This window comes from Bacillus sp. SRB_8, assembly GCF_003264205.1.
In the GTDB taxonomy this organism is placed as follows: domain Bacteria; phylum Bacillota; class Bacilli; order Bacillales; family Bacillaceae_G; genus Bacillus_A; species Bacillus_A mycoides.
Genome location: NZ_NADT01000004.1, coordinates 166,379 through 183,606, shown reverse-complemented (window position 1 = coordinate 183,606; position 17,228 = coordinate 166,379). Strand labels below are relative to the sequence as shown.

At 39.3% G+C, this 17,228-nt stretch carries 18 protein-coding genes; 2 read left to right on the top strand and 16 right to left on the bottom strand.

Going from position 1 to position 17,228, the window contains the following annotated elements:
• Window positions 1-34 precede the first annotated feature (34 nt).
• Window positions 35-646, top strand: coding sequence for a flavin reductase family protein (locus B5P40_RS03065; RefSeq protein WP_113708819.1), 612 nt, complete (start codon window positions 35-37; stop codon window positions 644-646).
• A 298-nt stretch (window positions 647-944) separates the two neighbouring features.
• On the opposite strand, the gene B5P40_RS03060 is transcribed toward B5P40_RS03065, so the two are convergent.
• The 15 genes from B5P40_RS03060 to spo0F all read right to left on the bottom strand — a co-directional run bounded on the left by B5P40_RS03060 (window position 945) and on the right by spo0F (window position 14,680).
• On the bottom strand, window positions 945-1,223 hold the full coding sequence (locus B5P40_RS03060) for a DUF3935 domain-containing protein (RefSeq protein WP_113708818.1): 279 nt from the start codon (window positions 1,221-1,223) through the stop codon (window positions 945-947).
• Between the two features lie 81 nt (window positions 1,224-1,304).
• Window positions 1,305-1,436 carry a hypothetical protein gene (locus tag B5P40_RS33290; protein WP_002139014.1) on the bottom strand — a complete coding sequence of 44 codons (132 nt, stop codon included), beginning with the start codon at window positions 1,434-1,436 and terminating at the stop codon, window positions 1,305-1,307.
• A 19-nt stretch (window positions 1,437-1,455) separates the two neighbouring features.
• Window positions 1,456-2,004 (bottom strand): manganese efflux pump MntP, encoded by a 549-nt coding sequence (locus B5P40_RS03055; RefSeq protein WP_002016298.1) that lies wholly within the window; start codon window positions 2,002-2,004, stop codon window positions 1,456-1,458.
• A gap of 77 nt (window positions 2,005-2,081) precedes the next feature.
• Window positions 2,082-3,122, bottom strand: coding sequence for an L-threonylcarbamoyladenylate synthase (locus B5P40_RS03050; RefSeq protein WP_002016299.1), 1,041 nt, complete (start codon window positions 3,120-3,122; stop codon window positions 2,082-2,084).
• A gap of 108 nt (window positions 3,123-3,230) precedes the next feature.
• Window positions 3,231-3,689, bottom strand: coding sequence for a GNAT family N-acetyltransferase (locus B5P40_RS03045; RefSeq protein WP_002016300.1), 459 nt, complete (start codon window positions 3,687-3,689; stop codon window positions 3,231-3,233).
• Window positions 3,690-3,738: 49 nt separating this feature from the next.
• A complete protein-coding gene (gene spoIIR / locus B5P40_RS03040) occupies window positions 3,739-4,560 on the bottom strand; it encodes a stage II sporulation protein R (protein WP_113708817.1) in 822 nt (273 codons plus the stop codon).
• Between the two features lie 333 nt (window positions 4,561-4,893).
• Window positions 4,894-5,745: a peptide chain release factor N(5)-glutamine methyltransferase gene (gene prmC, locus B5P40_RS03035; RefSeq protein ID WP_113708816.1), complete on the bottom strand. Its 852-nt coding sequence runs from the start codon at window positions 5,743-5,745 to the stop codon at window positions 4,894-4,896.
• On the bottom strand, window positions 5,745-6,812 hold the full coding sequence (gene prfA, locus B5P40_RS03030; protein WP_002113060.1) for a peptide chain release factor 1: 1,068 nt from the start codon (window positions 6,810-6,812) through the stop codon (window positions 5,745-5,747). Before prfA ends, prmC begins: the two co-directional genes overlap by 1 nt.
• A 480-nt stretch (window positions 6,813-7,292) precedes the next feature.
• Entirely contained in the window at window positions 7,293-7,877 is a 585-nt protein-coding gene (locus tag B5P40_RS03025; protein ID WP_002016305.1) for a thymidine kinase, read from the bottom strand.
• A 110-nt stretch (window positions 7,878-7,987) separates the two neighbouring features.
• Window positions 7,988-8,233 carry a type B 50S ribosomal protein L31 gene (locus tag B5P40_RS03020; RefSeq protein WP_000643447.1) on the bottom strand — a complete coding sequence of 82 codons (246 nt, stop codon included), beginning with the start codon at window positions 8,231-8,233 and terminating at the stop codon, window positions 7,988-7,990.
• 569 nt (window positions 8,234-8,802) lie between these two features.
• On the bottom strand, window positions 8,803-10,074 hold the full coding sequence (gene rho / locus B5P40_RS03015; protein WP_002016308.1) for a transcription termination factor Rho: 1,272 nt from the start codon (window positions 10,072-10,074) through the stop codon (window positions 8,803-8,805).
• A 382-nt stretch (window positions 10,075-10,456) separates the two neighbouring features.
• Complete coding sequence (gene glpX / locus B5P40_RS03010) at window positions 10,457-11,422, bottom strand: class II fructose-bisphosphatase (RefSeq protein WP_002016310.1); 966 nt, start codon at window positions 11,420-11,422, stop codon at window positions 10,457-10,459.
• 183 nt (window positions 11,423-11,605) lie between these two features.
• Window positions 11,606-12,895, bottom strand: a complete 1,290-nt coding sequence (gene murA, locus B5P40_RS03005) for a UDP-N-acetylglucosamine 1-carboxyvinyltransferase (RefSeq protein ID WP_002034893.1) — start codon at window positions 12,893-12,895, stop codon at window positions 11,606-11,608.
• 347 nt (window positions 12,896-13,242) lie between these two features.
• Complete coding sequence (locus B5P40_RS03000; RefSeq protein ID WP_002016312.1) at window positions 13,243-14,100, bottom strand: class II fructose-bisphosphate aldolase; 858 nt, start codon at window positions 14,098-14,100, stop codon at window positions 13,243-13,245.
• Window positions 14,101-14,311: 211 nt separating this feature from the next.
• Complete coding sequence (gene spo0F / locus B5P40_RS02995) at window positions 14,312-14,680, bottom strand: sporulation initiation phosphotransferase Spo0F (protein WP_000398592.1); 369 nt, start codon at window positions 14,678-14,680, stop codon at window positions 14,312-14,314.
• Between the two features lie 202 nt (window positions 14,681-14,882).
• Here spo0F and B5P40_RS02990 point away from each other — a divergent pair, with 202 nt between their 5' ends.
• The gene (locus tag B5P40_RS02990) at window positions 14,883-15,407 is read left to right on the top strand and encodes a DUF2529 domain-containing protein (RefSeq protein WP_002143880.1); all 525 of its coding nucleotides are present in this window, start codon (window positions 14,883-14,885) and stop codon (window positions 15,405-15,407) included.
• Between the two features lie 32 nt (window positions 15,408-15,439).
• On the opposite strand, the gene pyrG is transcribed toward B5P40_RS02990, so the two are convergent.
• Window positions 15,440-17,047 carry a CTP synthase gene (gene pyrG, locus B5P40_RS02985; RefSeq protein WP_002016314.1) on the bottom strand — a complete coding sequence of 536 codons (1,608 nt, stop codon included), beginning with the start codon at window positions 17,045-17,047 and terminating at the stop codon, window positions 15,440-15,442.
• Window positions 17,048-17,228: the final 181 nt, after the last annotated feature.

The window sequence follows — 17,228 nt, the reverse complement described above, 5'->3', positions numbered from 1 at the left end:
AATAAGTATTCATATTTAGAAAGGGGATTACAACATGTTATCCATTAATCCAAACGAACAAACTGAAAAAGATAATTACAAATTACTAACAGGAAGTATCATTCCACGTCCTGTTGCATTCGTTACTTCTGTAACTAAAGATGGCGTATTGAACGGTGCGCCATATAGTTATTTCAATATCGTCGCTGCCAATCCACCACTTATTTCAGTTTCAGTACAACGCAAAGAAGAAAAACAGAAAGACACTTCCAGAAACGCAATAGAAAAAGGGGAATTTGTCGTACATATTTCTGATGAATCTTACGTAGAAGCGATCAATGAAACAGCAGCGAACCTACCTCCTAATGAAAGTGAAATCGAATTAGCAAAACTAACACCGATTGACAGTGATGTCATTTCAGTACCAGGGGTTAAAGAAGCAAACATTCGAATGGAGTGCATATTAGAACGCGCTATCCCACTCGGCGGAACCGAAGACTCGCCAGCTTGTGACCTACTAATCGGCCGCGTCGTTCGCTTTCACGTCGCTGAACACTTATACGAAAACGGCCGAATTCACGCCGAAGAACTAAAACCAATAAGCCGCCTAGCAGGACACAACTACGCAAAACTAGGAGAACAATTTGAATTAGTGAGGCCCATTTAAAGGCGGAAGCGGCTCGCTCAGAATGAGAGGGGGATGGAGCTCCTGACGTAGAGGCGCTTTTTGCCTCGCAGGAAGGCGCGAAGCCACCGACCATTCTAGCCGCTGAAGCTGGATACATTTAAAAGTGGAAGGGGCCCGCTTAGCTCTGACCAGCTAAGGTTCTCTCGCACAAAAGGTGCTTTATACCTTTAGTGCGGGAGGTTCTTAGACGCGAAGAGCTGGCCACTGGAACTGGATACCACCGAAAAGCTCCAGCTTCATCACTCAAACATAACCCCCCGCTGAAAGCGGGGGTTTTTTATCGTAATTCTTCGTTCTTCTCCTCTAATGCCGGGATTTTCTCTTTTTTAGATCTACCAAGCTTTATTACAAAGAAATATAAGGAAAGTAACGTAATAAGGAAAACAATTAAAAACGGGTACGGAGAATAAAAAGTACGCGCCGCCTCCGATTTTCCTGCAACAAACTTCAATGACTCAATATCTAAAAACTCAGCAAACATTTGTACACCGAGCATACTGAACCAAAAAACAAAAAAACTAATAATAATACCAAAAACTTGCTTCAATCTCGTCATTCATCTCATCCTTTCTATATTTGTAATTTTTTAGTGTGATCAATATAGTACAAACGAAACTATGCACAGAAAGGAACTATCTCACCATTCACGAATTAACTTAATCCAACCTAACATCGAAATTTGCAAAATAACACCCAATATTATAAGTCTTCTTAGCCATCGAGGAAAGAAGGTTAAAAGCTTAACATACCATTCCAATAGCTTGTTCATAATTCCCTCCTACATAAAATTATATAGGAAAAAGGAGATACAATCCAAACCCAACAAGAATAATACCACCTACTATTTCACCGTATGTGCCAAGTATATTTTTGGCATGGCTACCAAGCAATAAACCCATCCAAGCCAGTAACATACTTATTAGTCCGAACAATAATATCGTAATAATTGTCTCTGCTCCGTAAATTCCAAGACTAAGACCTACTGAAAAACTATCTATACTGACACCAAATGCAAATACAAATAAACTAATTCCAATTGGAGCAGTTCTAGTCTCTTCCCCTTCTAAAATAGACGAATATACGATATAGAACCCTAGCCCAATTAATAAAATAGCTCCTGCAAAGTTTGCGACATCCCCATACCTCTCTGATAGAAAACGCCCTAGTACCATTCCGATAAATGGCATAATAATATGAAATATCCCAATCGTCATACCTATATAAAGGATTTGTCTTAACTTTAATGTTACCATCCCCATACCGAGGCTCACTGAAAATGCATCCATCCCCAGGGCAAATGCCATAATTATTAAAGGTATTAATTGTTCAAGTGTCATTCATATCCCCCCTCGGACGTGCTACTTCACAATATGCTTATCCGAGGAGAAATATTCTGTTTGCTAAAGGTACATTATCATTCAATAATAATCTGATGCCCCGCAGCTTTTGTTAAACGATTCATAATTGCATTTCCTATGCCTTCATTCGGGAATGATTCACTAAAAATAACATCTACTTCACTTGCATCAAACGTTCTAAGTACATCATATAACTTAGTCGCAACGCTGGCTAAATCACTTCGCACACCACAAGACAATACAACATCTGCACTATACACATGCTGATACTCTTCTGTCGTTAATACACCTACTTTAAATCCTTCTTTCTTTTTCTCATCCACAATACGTTGAATAAACTCACGGGACCCTTCAACAATACTAAGTGGCGCTTTCGGTGCATAATGTGTATATTTCATTCCAGGTGATTTCGGTTTTTCTTTCTCATCCTTTAAAGCTGGATCTAAAGAAACATTTCCTATCACGGCCTCTAATTGCTCCTTCGTAATCCCACCTGGACGTAAAATCGTCGGAACTTCGCTCGTACAATCAATTACAGTTGATTCAACGCCTACTCCTGTTGCCCCGCCATCAACAATACCAGCAATTTTCCCATTTAAATCTTCATACACATGAGAAGCTAACGTTGGACTTGGGCGTCCTGAACGATTCGCACTCGGTGCCGCAACAGGCACGTTTGCCTCTTCAATAAGGGCGAGCGCTACTGGATGATCCGGCATCCTCACTCCGACTGTATTAAGTCCTGCCGTAACTCTCTCTGAAATCCCTTTTTTTCTCGGTAAAATGATTGTTAATGGTCCTGGCCAAAAATGCTCCATTAACTTTTCTGCAACCGGCGGAATTTCTCTTACGATACCATCTAACTGAGATTTTGTTCCTATGTGAACAATCAGTGGATTATCGCTCGGTCTCCCTTTCGCTTCAAAAATTTTCGCTATCGCTTCATCATCCATTGCGTTTGCTCCTAACCCATATACCGTTTCCGTTGGGAAGGCTACCGCTTCATTTTCTCTTAATAATCTTGCTGCTTCTTTTAATTGTGGATAATATTTTTTTCTTTCCACAACATTATCCACAACCCACATATTTGTATGCATTTTTTCCCACGTCCTTTTCTACCATGAAATACTTGTCTATTTTTAGTTTACTATGAGATTTATCCAAAAGACAAACAAGGTTTATCCACAAAATGTGGATAAACCTTGTTAATCCGTGGATAACTTTGTGAATAGCTGACAATTTAGTATTATTGCATTTAGCTCTTTTATATTTTTACAAAAGTGCTCTAACTGTCGAATTTCCTCTGGCACTTCCTCTTTCTCTATAATGACAAAGTTAAAAAACTGAAAGATGGTCACAGATTGTGGATGATTTGTGAGTAAGTACAATTGTCGAATATCTTTTTCTTTCATATACTGCAAAAACATCTCGAAAAAATATAAGAAAGTCTGTTTATCCACATTAGGTGTGAATAAACAAGAACGGATAAGTGCATTTTCTCCACTTTGTTCATATCCAATTACCGCTCGTATTTCTCCCGCCTCTTCCAAGATCATAAATTGTGCGTACAACTCATTTATTTTATCATCTTTTTTATTAGCTTGTCCGAAAAAAGAATGTAATCTTTCTACATCTGCTTTCGTAGCAAAATACACGTTCTTCATAGTAAATCCCTCCTCATTGATATATATGAGGAAGGATTTATTAATAGCACTATTTAGAGAATAAAGATGTAAAAGCTTCGACGATAAATAATTTAACCTCTGGTTTCTCTTCCTCTTCTACTGTTACATATTCATTTTGCTTTTCTTGTTTTTGCTCCACAGGTTTCTCCACTTTCTCCACAGTTTTTGTTTCTACTTTTTTTACAGGCTGTTCTTCTACTTGTGTTTCGTGTTTTACTACTTTCTTTTCTTTCACCTTATCCTCTTTCTTCTCCGGTACATCCACCACTTCTTCATCTGATTGTCTCACCTGCTCCTCTTCAGGAGATTCAGCTTTCACAACATGTTCTTCTTTCCTTACAGCTGTACCACTTGAAAAATCTAAGAAACACATCGGTGGAAATAATACACACCACCAGTTTGCACCTTCACCTTTTCCAATTGTAATAAGTACCGCTTCATATTCTCCTGCCGGATAAATAAAATTCCCATATACCTTTGTAGGAAACTTCACATTCTTACCGAATTTCACTTGAAACGCCTCTTTACTTCCTTCTCTTTTCAGCGTATTCGCCACTGTCTTTTCAATTTCAGGAATATGATTTTGAATTACTTTTCGAGCTTCTTCAAATGACGTTAACTCCGCTACCCATCCATCAATTTGCGCTTTCACTTCATCACGTACTTTACGTTTTAATGCCTGATCTTTATCGGAATCACTATTAGCTAAAATACGTAATCGAACGGCCTCTTTCGGAATAACAGTAGGCCCTTTTGCATCAGCTTTCATATATCCAAACTGCACAAGTAACTGTGCACCAATTAATAATAAAAGAAAGTAAGCAATAACTTGTTTTTTCATTTCCTCCACCGTCCCCTCTAGAAACAGTGTGGACAGACTTTCATCTTTCTAAACTATTAAATTCGAAATCTATATAAAAAACCGATAGAAAAGCATTTTTTTAATTGGCGATAGGGACTGGCTATGTATAGGAGCGGTCAGGGCCTTTTCCTGCCACGCGCAAAGTTTTAAAACAAAGACAGGCAACAAGGTGTATGTCCATTTTTATCTTTATGACAGCAATCTATAGGTAATAAGGTGCTTATTTTCACTGAAATAATACCCCTTACCAAAATTCTAAATAAAATGTATGGCTGAGTAGTTACGAATTTTTCATACAAAAAATAGAGTAAGGCTTATGCCTTACTCCATCTCTGCAAATACCATGCGATCTTTTCCATTAATATCAAATACAACTTCAACTTGAGCGCGCGGGAAAGTTTGCTGTAATAATGCTTTCACATCTTCACCTTGCCCTACACCAATTTCAAACGCAACAATCGCCTTGTTATGTAATACATTCGGCAATTCCTCCATAAAACGACGATAGAAATCTAGTCCATCTTCCCCACCAACAAGCGCACGCTTCGGCTCATGCTCCTTCACAACAGTAGAAAGACCACGCCAATCTTCCTCTGGTATGTACGGAGGATTGGAAACAACAACATCTAACTTCTGACCTGTTTCATAAAACGGAGACAGTAAATCGCCGTGATAGAAAGTTACATCCGCCCCTAAAGTTTTTGCATTTTCTTTTGCAACTTCAATCGACTCCTGTGCGATATCTACTGTATACACATGAAGGTTTTTATTTTCTAAAGCGAGCGTAATAGAAATCGCTCCACTACCTGTTCCAATATCCGCTATGTGAAGCTCCTCATTACCGAAATGGCGCTCAATTCTCTCTAGCACTCCAACTATAAGTTCCTCTGTTTCCGGTCTTGGTATCAATACCTCTTCATTTACAAAGAATGATCGGCCATAAAACATTTCATAACCGAGCATATATTGGATCGGAATACCTTCTACATGCTTGTGGATAAATTGTGCAAAACTTTTCTCTTGTTCCGCAGTTATTTCTTCACGCATATTCATGAGCATTCCGGTTCTGTTCGTCTTTAATACATGACAAAGGACAATTTCTCCCGCATTTTCATCTCGTCCATTTTTCTGTAAAAAAGAAGAAGCCCATTTCAGGGCTTCATAGACACGCATTACTCAGCTGCCTCCATCTTTTGCGCCTGATCTTCCATCACTAAGGCATTGATGAAATCATCTAACTTACCTTGTAGGATTTGATCTAGCTTTTGAATCGTTAAACCGATTCGATGGTCTGTAACACGGTTTTGCGGGAAGTTATACGTACGAATACGCTCTGAACGATCTCCCGTACCAACAGCTTGTTTACGGTTTTGATCATACTCAGCTTGCGCTTCTTGTCTAAATTTATCATAAACACGTGCGCGTAATACTTTCATCGCTTTTTCTTTATTCTTAATTTGTGATTTCTCATCCTGACAAGATACAACTACACCAGTCGGTAAATGCGTTAAACGTACCGCTGACATCGTTGTATTAACGCTTTGTCCACCAGGACCACTAGAAGCAAACGTATCAACACGAACATCTTTTTCATGAATATTAATTTCTACTTCTTCTGCCTCTGGTAGTACAGCTACAGTTGCTGTAGATGTATGAATACGTCCGCCAGATTCCGTTTCAGGAACACGTTGTACACGGTGAGCACCATTCTCGAATTTCAGCTTCGCGAAAGCACCTTTACCGTTAATCATAAAGATAATCTCTTTATATCCACCTAACTCTGTATAGCTCGCTTCGATAATTTCAGTTTTCCAACCTTGCACCTCAGCATAACGGCTATACATACGATATAAATCACCAGCAAATAAAGCTGCCTCGTCACCACCAGCAGCGCCACGAACCTCAACGATAACGTTTTTATCATCATTAGGGTCTTTTGGAACAAGTAAAATTTTCAGACGTTCTGATAATGTTTTCTCTTGTCCTTCTAATTCAGAAACCTCTTCTTTTACCATATCACGCATATCAGCGTCTAACTTATCTTCTAACATTGCCTTTGCATCTCGTAATTGCTCACGAACATCTTTATACTCACGGTACACCTCTACCGTGTCCTGAATATCAGATTGCTCTTTTGAATACTCACGAAGCTTATTTGTATCGCTAATAACCTCTGGGTCACTTAACAACTCATTCAACTTCTCATAACGATCTTCTACAGCTTGCAAACGATCTAACACACCATTCACCTCTACATCCTAGTATCTAATACAAATAGTATATGGTACTTAATCAAAAAAACGCAAATTATATTTAAAAGCGTAAGCGGCTTGCTCAGGATCGCAGGACATTGGAACTCTCGACCTTGAAGCGCTTTTTGCTTCGAGCGAGAGAGTGAAATGGCCGGAGATTCTAGCCGCTGGAGCTAGATAATATATTTAAAAGTGTAGGTGGCTTGTCCAGCTCTGATCAGCTAAGGTTCTTTCGCCCTAAAGGTACTTTTTACCTTTAGGGCGGAAGATTCTTAGATGCGAAAAGCTAGCCACTGGAGCTAGATAATATTTAAAAGCGCAAGCGGCTCGCTCAGCTCTGACTGGCTAAGGTTCTCTCGCACAAAATGTGCTTTTCACCTTGAGTAGCGGCGGTTCTTAGACACGAAGAGCTGGCCACCAATCTTCATCTATTTTCGAAAAAAACCCGCTCTACATAGCGAGTTTCACTTATCTTTGTTTTGTAGGTACTGCATGACAATGACGACAACGTGGTTCATACGATTCTGAAGCCCCAACTAAAATAATTGGATCATCAAATGCCGCTGGTTCTCCATCGATTAAACGTTGCGTACGACTTGCAGGAGATCCACATTCAGAACAAACTGCCTGCAATTTAGTTACATGTTCAGCAATCGCCATCAGCTGAGGAACTTGTCCAAATGGTAGACCACGGAAATCTTGGTCTAATCCAGCTACAATGACACGATAGCCACGATTTGCCAATACTTGCACCACTTCCACAATGTCCCCATCAAAAAATTGTACCTCATCGATTGCAATAACATCCATTTCTTCTGTTACATGGTTAAATATATCTTTTGAAGCTGAAACAGGAACTGCTTTAACCTTTAATCCATTATGTGATACAACATCTTCTTCACTATAACGATTATCAATACATGGTTTAAATACAATTGCATGTTGTTTCGCAAATTGTGTACGGCGTATACGGCGGATGAGCTCTTCTGATTTTCCAGAAAACATACTCCCGCAAATCACTTCAATCCAACCATTTTGATTCATTAAGTACATTGAGCTCTCCTTTCATCTACTTTCCTAATCCAAAGTAGGGTAAAGGTTTAATATTTTCGCAAAAAAAACAGACAAGCGAATACATACACTTGCCTGTTTTATGTTCTTTATTACTTGATGCCGTATTTCTTATTGAAGCGATCAACACGTCCGTCTGCAGTAGCAAACTTCTGACGTCCAGTGTAGAATGGGTGAGAATCAGAACTGATCTCAATTTTTAGTAATGGATAAGTGTTACCATCTTCCCACTCAACAGTTTCGCTAGAGCCTTTTGTAGACCCGCTTAAGAATTTGAAGCCAGTGTTCGTGTCCATAAATACAACTTTATTGTAATTTGGATGGATTCCTGCTTTCATTCTTTTCATCTCCTTCCGCCCTGAATCATTTTCGAAACAGAGTTTTTCATCTTCAGCTGCTTACACAACTATATTGATGAAACACATATGATGAAATTATAACAAGGCTAACTCCATTTTGCAACTACCTGTTTTTGTCTTTTTAAAAATTAAAAGCACAAGCGGCTCGTTCAGAATCGCAGGACATTGGAGCTCTCGACCAAGAAGCGCTTTTTGCTTCGACCGAGAGAGCGAAATGGCCGGAGATTCTTGCCGCTGGAGCTGGATATACCTAAAAGCGCAAGCGGCTCGTTCAGAATCGCAGGTCACTTCAAGCTCTCGACCAAGAAGCGCTTTTTGCCTCGTAGGAAGAAGCGAAGCCACCGACCATTCTAGCCGCTGGAGGTGGAACTAGATACACCTAAAAGCGCAAGCGGCTCGCCCAGAATCGTAGGGCACTTCAAGCTCTCAATCCAAATATGATTTCCATCTCAAAAAACAAATTTTTTCCATATATTACTCTCTAATATTCCCTTAAAAACATAAAAAACTCGCTTACTACGAAATAAGGGAGTCCCCATCTTTTCCCTTTACTTAGTGGTTACATACCTTTTTGAGTCTGCAACAATGTTTTGTAAAAATTCTTCATTTGTCTTTGTTTGACGAAGTTTACGTAAGAAGCCTTCAACAAAGTCTGGTGTATCACGCATTGTTTTACGAATACCCCACAGCTTGTCTAAATGTTCTTTCGGAATTAATAGGTCTTCTTTACGCGTACCAGAGCGACGAATATCAATCGCTGGGAAGATACGGCGCTCAGCTAATGAGCGATCTAAGTGAAGTTCCATATTTCCAGTTCCTTTAAACTCCTCGTAAATTACATCATCCATACGAGACCCTGTATCAACAAGCGCTGTTGCTAAAATCGTTAGGCTACCGCCCTCTTCGATATTACGCGCAGCCCCAAAGAAACGCTTCGGTCTATGAAAAGCAGCAGGATCAATACCACCCGATAAGGTTCTACCACTTGGCGGAATAACAAGGTTGTAAGCACGCGCTAAACGGGTAATACTATCCATTAAAATGACAACGTCCCTTTTATGTTCTACAAGACGCATTGCACGCTCTAATACAAGCTCCGCTACTTTAATATGATTCTCTGGCACTTCATCAAAAGTAGAACTTACAACATCACCTTTAACAGAACGTTCAATATCTGTTACTTCCTCTGGACGCTCATCAATTAAAAGTACAATTAATTCTGCTTCCGGATGATTTGTTGTGACACTGTGTGCAATTTCTTTTAACAGACTTGTTTTACCAGCCTTTGGAGGCGCAACAATTAAACCACGTTGTCCAAATCCAACTGGTGCGATTAAATCCATGATGCGTGTCGGTAACTTTTTCGTTTCCGTCTCCAATTTCATTTGGCGATCTGGGTATAACGGTGTTAATGCAGGGAAATGTACACGCTCTTTTGCTGAGTCTGGATCATCTCCATTTACAGCTTCAACTTGTAGCAATCCAAAATAGCGCTCATTTTCTTTCGGAGGTCGTACTTTACCAGAAACCTTATCTCCATTACGTAAATCGAAACGACGAATTTGCGAAGCCGAGATATAAATATCTTCTGAGCTTGGAGAATAATTGATAGGACGTAAGAATCCAAATCCTTCTGATTGAATAATTTCTAATACGCCTTCCATGAAAAAGAAACCTTCTTTTTCTGCTCGAGCTTTTAAGATAGAGAAGATTAGCTCTTTTTTCGTTAACTTGCTGTAATACGAAATCTTAAATTCCTTCGCAAGCTCGTATAACTCTTTTAATTTCATGTTTTCTAATGCTGCAATTGACAAATTCATTCAGACACCACACTTTAACTTTATTCTCTTTTCACATGGGTAAAGGGAAAAATACGGAAGGCAAATAAATAATAATGAAAGGCAATAAGTTCAAGTAGGATAATATTCACTATTGTAACCCTTTTATCTAGTTTTAATCAATACGTTGAAACACAAATACAAGAAGCGAAGACAAGAAAATTTGTCTTCGCCTTTTCATATTTCTTTCTTTTTTCTACTCACCTGATTTTAAGGCAGAATAGATAAGGCATTTCTGCTTTTATTTAATCCAGCTTCAGCGGCTAGAATCTCCGGTCATTTCGCTCTCTCACTCGAAACAAAGAGCGCTTCAAGGTCGAGAGCTTAAAGTGCCCTGCGATTCTAAACGAGCCGCTTACGCTTTTTATTTAATAACCAAATTCGGTTTTTTATTTAAGCTATGGCGGCCGTCTACGAAGCGTACTGTGCCTGATTTTGCACGCATAACAAGGGATTGTGTTGTTCCGACGCTACCTTTAAATTGAACGCCTCGTAATAGTTCTCCGTCTGTTACACCTGTTGCTGCAAAGATTGCATCGTCACCTTTTACTAAGTCTTCCATACGAAGGATACGATTGATATCTTCAATACCCATTCTCTTACAACGAGCTAGTTCAGCTTCGTTTTGAGGTAAGAGCTTCCCATGAATTTCTCCACCTAAGCATTTTAATGCGACCGCAGCTAATACACCTTCAGGTGCTCCACCAGAACCGAATAGAATATCTACACCAGTACGGTCAAATGCTGTATTGATTGCTCCAGCTACATCTCCATCGTTAATTAATTTAATACGAGCACCAGCTTTACGAATTTCTTCGATAATTGCTTGATGACGTGGACGGTTTAAAACTGTCGCTACAACATCTTCGATATCTTTATTTTTCGCTTTCGCAACTGCACGTAAGTTGTCGATAATAGGTGCGTCAATATCAACTGCACCAACTGCTTCTGGACCAACCGCTATTTTATCCATGTACATGTCAGGAGCATGTAACAAATTGCCGTGATCTGCAATTGCAATAACAGCAAGCGCATTCCAGCCGCCAGCCGCTACGATATTTGTCCCTTCTAAAGGATCAACTGCAACGTCTACGCGTGGTCCATATCCTGTACCCAATTTTTCTCCGATATATAGCATTGGCGCTTCATCCATTTCACCTTCGCCAATTACAACTGTACCTTTCATCGGAATTGTATCAAATACATCACGCATAGCTGATGTTGCTGCACCATCTGCCTCATCTTTTTTTCCGCGCCCCATCCAACGCGCTGATGATAATGCTGCAGCCTCTGTTACACGTACTAACTCCATAGATAAACTTCTTTCCACGATAATCCCTCTCCTTTAAGTCTTTATATTTCTGCCGTATTTTGTGAACCTTGTTTTTCTATAAAGTGTACTTCCGTTAGTAGTGATTCTTCGCTCCCCATTAACGGAAGTATCACCACCTTATCCCGATTGGTGAGGGTTAATAATCAGCGTGGGATATCCCATACTGATTAAAGTTTCACTTTATGCATTCTTCATTTCTTCAATTTCTTGCTTTGTCATTTGTTCTCGCCAAATGTTTGCACCAAGCCCTTTAAGCTTGTCTACTATATTTTCGTAACCTCGATCAATATGATCAAGTCCCGTCACTTCTGTAATGCCATCCGCCATTAAACCCGCAATAACAAGGGACGCACCAGCTCGTAGGTCACTCGCTTTCACCTTCGCACCTTGCAATAAAACCGGTCCAGTCACAATTGCTGAACGGCCTTCTACTTTAATTTGCGCGTTCATACGGCGCAATTCATCAATATGCTTGAAACGTGCGCTGTAAATTGTATCAGTTACAACTCCTGTTCCATGCGCTTTTGTTAAAAGCGTTGTAAACGGCTGTTGTAAATCCGTTGGAAACCCTGGATATACAAGCGTTTTTACATCAACTACTTTTAACCTTCTATTGCCGTTCACTGTAATTTGGTCATCGTTCGTTTCAATTTGAACACCAGCTTCTCTTAGCTTCGCAGTAACGGATTCTAAATGCTGAGGAATAACATTATCAACTGTTACTTCTCCTCCTGATGCTGCTCCTAAAATCATATACGTACCCGCTTCAATACGGTCTGGAATAATAGTGTGGTGACAACCGTGCAGTGAATCCACACCATCAATTCGGATTACGTCTGTACCAGCACCTTTAATACGTGCTCCCATACTCGTTAACAATGTAGCTACATCAATAATCTCGGGTTCTTTCGCTGCATTTTCAATAACAGTTCTACCTTTCGCTCGTACAGCCGCTAGCATAATATTAATCGTAGCTCCTACACTAACAACATCTAAATAAATACGTGCCCCACGTAGTTCGTCTGCTCTTAAATAAATGGCACCTTGTTCATTTGTAACATATGCCCCTAACGCTTCAAACCCTTTAATATGCTGATCAATCGGTCGTGGCCCTAAATGACATCCACCTGGAAGCCCAATAACAGCTTTTTTAAAACGGCCAAGCATTGCACCCATTAAATAATAAGAGGCGCGCAATTTTTTCACTTTTCCATTTGGTAAAGGCATCGCAACCATGTTAGAAGGATCGACTACCATCTCTTCTTCCTGCCCATAAGTTACTTTCCCTCCAATTTCCTCTAGTAAGTCTCCTAACATTTTCACGTCCGAAATATTAGGAACACCACCAATAGTTACTGGAGTATCCGCTAAAATTGTCGCTGGAATTAGTGCAACAGCACTGTTCTTTGCACCACTCACACGAATCGTTCCATTTAAAGCTCTTCCGCCTTCAATTAGCAACTTTTCCATATTGAGCTCCCTTCTTGTGAATGTATTTATCTTCTACTTCTTTATAAGAAGTAGAAGATTCCCCCTTAAGAATCTCAATCACTCTTTCCATCCTGAAACTCAATAAGTAGAAAACCATCACCTGTAGCTCCCCTGCTGTACAAATAGATGAAGATTAACTATTCATCGAATCAAATTACTCAATTCAGATACTTACCACATTTATTAATAGGACTATGCACATTATTTTCTATATTTGCAAACCAAAAATTCACTTTATAAAATCTTTAGACTTGTTCGCGCTTTCATTATACAACGAAAGGAAACCGTCTAAAAGACTAGACGGTTTCCAAAACGGAATTTTATTCTTACGCTTTACCGTTAGAACCGAACTCACGCATTTTACCAGCAACAGTTGCTTTGATAGCGTCGCGGCCAGGTCCAATATATTTACGAGGATCGTAAACTTCTTGGTCTTTGTTTAATGCTTCACGAACAGCTTTTGTAAACTCAATTTGGTTCTCAGTGTTTACGTTAATTTTTGAAGTACCTAAAGAAATAGCTTTTACGATATCAGCAGTTGGGATACCAGTACCACCGTGTAATACTAAAGGTACGCCAGTGAAGTCGCGAACTTGTTCCATTTCAGCGAATCCTAAGTTAGGCTCACCTTTGTAAGGACCGTGTACAGAACCTAAAGCTGGAGCTAGGCAATCGATACCTGTTGCTTCAACAAGGTGCTTACACTCTGCTGGATCAGCGTAAATTACGCCTTCAGCGATGATGTCGTCTTCTTGTCCGCCAACTGTTCCAAGCTCAGCTTCAACAGATACGTTACGAGCGTGTGCGTATTCTACCACTTTTTTAGTAGTTTCAACGTTTTCATCGAATGGGTGGTGAGAAGCGTCGATCATTACAGATGTGAAACCTGCATCAATTGCTTCTTTACATTTTTCGAAGCTTGAACCATGGTCAAGGTGAATCGCTACAGGAACAGAAATGTTCATTTCTTCGATTAAAGCTTTAACCATAGCTACAACTGTTTTGAAACCAGTCATATGACGAGCTGCACCCTCAGATACACCTAAGATTACAGGAGATTTTTCTTCTTCCGCAGCAGCTAAGATAGCTTGAGTCCACTCTAAGTTGTTCATGTTGAATTGACCAACTGCGTATTTTCCTTCTAGTGCTGTGTTTAGCATTTCTTTCATAGAAACTAAAGGCATGGTGAATCCTCCTAAAAAACGTTTTTTGTATCCGATAAATTCTTATCGCTGGTAGTATGACCAGAATAAGGTAAAATATGTATATTTACATACCGGACTTCTTTCTACACTCAATAGGATAACAACTTGTACTCAAAAACTCAACTGTATTCACCTGCTCAATAGTCCATGTAAACGCTTTTTTCCATATTTTTTATAAAAAATTCATTTTTTACGCCTCTACAGCAAGCTGATCTCTCACTGCTTGACGAATCTCATCAATATCAAACGGTTTAGCAAAGTGCATTAAAGCTCCTAAATCTTTCGCTTCTTGAATCATATCCAATTCTCCATAAGCAGTCATTAAAATCACTTTAATACTCTCATCAATTTCTTTTACATGTTTTAAAATCTCTATACCATCCATACCTGGGATTTTCATATCTAACACTACTAAATCCGGATTATCTTTTTTCACGATATCTAAAGCTTGAAATCCATTCGCTGCTTGGAACGTCTGATAACCTTCTTTTTGGAACACTTCATGCAATAAAACACGAATGCCATATTGATCATCAACGATTAAAATTTTCCCTTCCATAACTCCCAACCTTTCTGTGTAAGTACAAGATTTAAAGCTTCTTATATCTTATCGGTTTATTTTCGTTACTCTTTGCCAAATCCCTTCCTATTCTTTCTTATTTTACCGTTTCCTATTTTGTTATGCCACCCTACTATTTCCCCTTTCCAAAAAAAATAAGCTATAATGAGAACCAGCTAACACGAAAGAAAGGAGCAACAGCATGTTAAAAATTTTCTCGACTCAATTAAGTGGATATTTCTCCCGAATTTCTCAAAAAGAGGAAATGAATATAGAAGATAGCGCTCGTCTACTTGCCCAGGCGTTAGTTGGCGATGGCTTCATTTACTTGCATGGTACAAACGAAATGGAAGGTATTGTTTCAGAAGCATTATTTGGCGCCGAACCAATGAAACAAGCAAAACGTTTAATAGAAAACGGTGAACCGGCGGCAGTGACTTCTGCGGACCGCGTACTTCTTATTAGTCGTTTTTCGACAGATGAAGAAATTATAAAAACCGCGAAAAAACTTCATGAAGAAGGCCAATCTATCGTTGGAATCTCGGCTATTCAAGAAGGTGTTGAATCACTGGAACAATATACAGATGTACATATTGATACAAAGCTGTTAAAAGGTCTTATTCCAGATGATGAAGGTAACCGCTATGGGTTCCCAAGTTTAATTATAGCTTTATTTGCTTATCACGGATTGAAATTTACAATTGATGAAATGTTAAACGAATATTAAAAAAAGCGCCCTATTTCAGGCGCTTTTTTTTATTACTTGCTCTCTTTATTCGTAATAGAAGCACTTACGAAGTCATGGAACAATGGTTGTGGACGGTTTGGACGAGATACAAGTTCTGGATGGAACTGTGCTGCCACGAACCAAGGGTGATCTTGTAATTCAATAATTTCCACTAGACGACCGTCTGGGCTTGTACCAGAGAATACAAATCCTGCTTTTTCCATATCTGGACGGAATTGATTGTTGAACTCATAACGATGACGATGACGCTCATATACAACCGGCTCATTGTAAGCATTGTAAGCATTTGTTTCTTCAGCAAGCTTACATGGGTATAGACCAAGGCGAAGTGTACCACCTAAATCTTCTACATCTTTTTGTTCTGGTAATAAATCGATAATTGCATAAGGTGTGTCAGGATTAATTTCAGAAGAGTTAGCTCCTTCTAATCCTAATACGTTACGTGCAAATTCGATTGATGCAAGTTGCATACCTAGGCAAATTCCTAAGAATGGAACTTTGTTTTCACGAGCATATTGAATTGCAACGATTTTACCTTCTACACCACGATCGCCGAAGCCACCTGGTACAAGGATACCATCTGTATCGCCAACTAATTCTTTTACGTTCTCTGCTGTTACGTGCTCAGCATTTACCCATTTCACTTCTACATCTGTGTCGAATGAATAACCTGCATGACGAAGCGCTTCTACAACAGAAATGTATGCATCTTGAAGCTCTACGTATTTACCAACAAGAGCGATTTTTGTTTTCTTAGAAAGGTTACGTACTTTATTAACTAGCGCAGTCCAATCTGTCATATCTGCAGCTGGATTGTCTAACTTCAAGTGATCACAAACGATTTGGTCCATGTTTTGTTCTTGAAGAGATAATGGAACCGCATATAAAGTATCTGCATCGCGTGCTTCGATAACTGCTTTTGTATCGATGTCACAGAATAATGCAAGCTTGTCTTTCATGTCCTGAGAAACAGGTAGTTCTGTACGAACAACGATAATATTTGGTTGAATACCTAAGCTGCGAAGCTCTTTAACGCTATGTTGCGTTGGTTTTGTTTTCATTTCACCCGCTGCTTTTAAGTACGGGATTAACGTACAGTGGATGTACATTACATTGTCACGACCGATGTCGCTCTTAATTTGACGAATTGCTTCTAAGAATGGTAGAGACTCGATATCACCAACAGTTCCACCGATTTCTGTAATAACAACGTCGGCATTTGTTTCGCGACCAGAACGATATACACGTTCTTTAATTTCGTTAGTAATGTGAGGAATAACTTGAACTGTTCCTCCTAAATATTCACCACGACGCTCTTTTTGAAGAACTGAAGAGTAAATTTTACCTGTTGTTACGTTGCTGTATTTATTTAAGTTGATGTCGATAAAACGCTCATAGTGACCTAGGTCTAAGTCCGTTTCTGCACCATCATCTGTTACGAATACCTCACCGTGTTGGTAGGGGCTCATAGTCCCTGGGTCTACGTTAATGTATGGATCAAACTTTTGAATAGTTACGTTTAAACCACGATTCTTTAAAAGTCTTCCAAGAGATGCTGCTGTAATACCTTTACCTAAAGACGATACTACACCGCCTGTTACAAAAATATACTTAGTCATGAAAATACTCCCTTCTACTTCGTTGTTATATAATCACCGTTGCAAAGCGCAACGTATGTAGATAACACTGTATCTATCTTATTGTTAGGCTCTTTTTATTTTCTAAACAAAAAACAAAAAAGAAAATTGCTCCCCTCATCACATAAAGTAATAAGTAGGGAGCAATTTTCTTTTATATTTA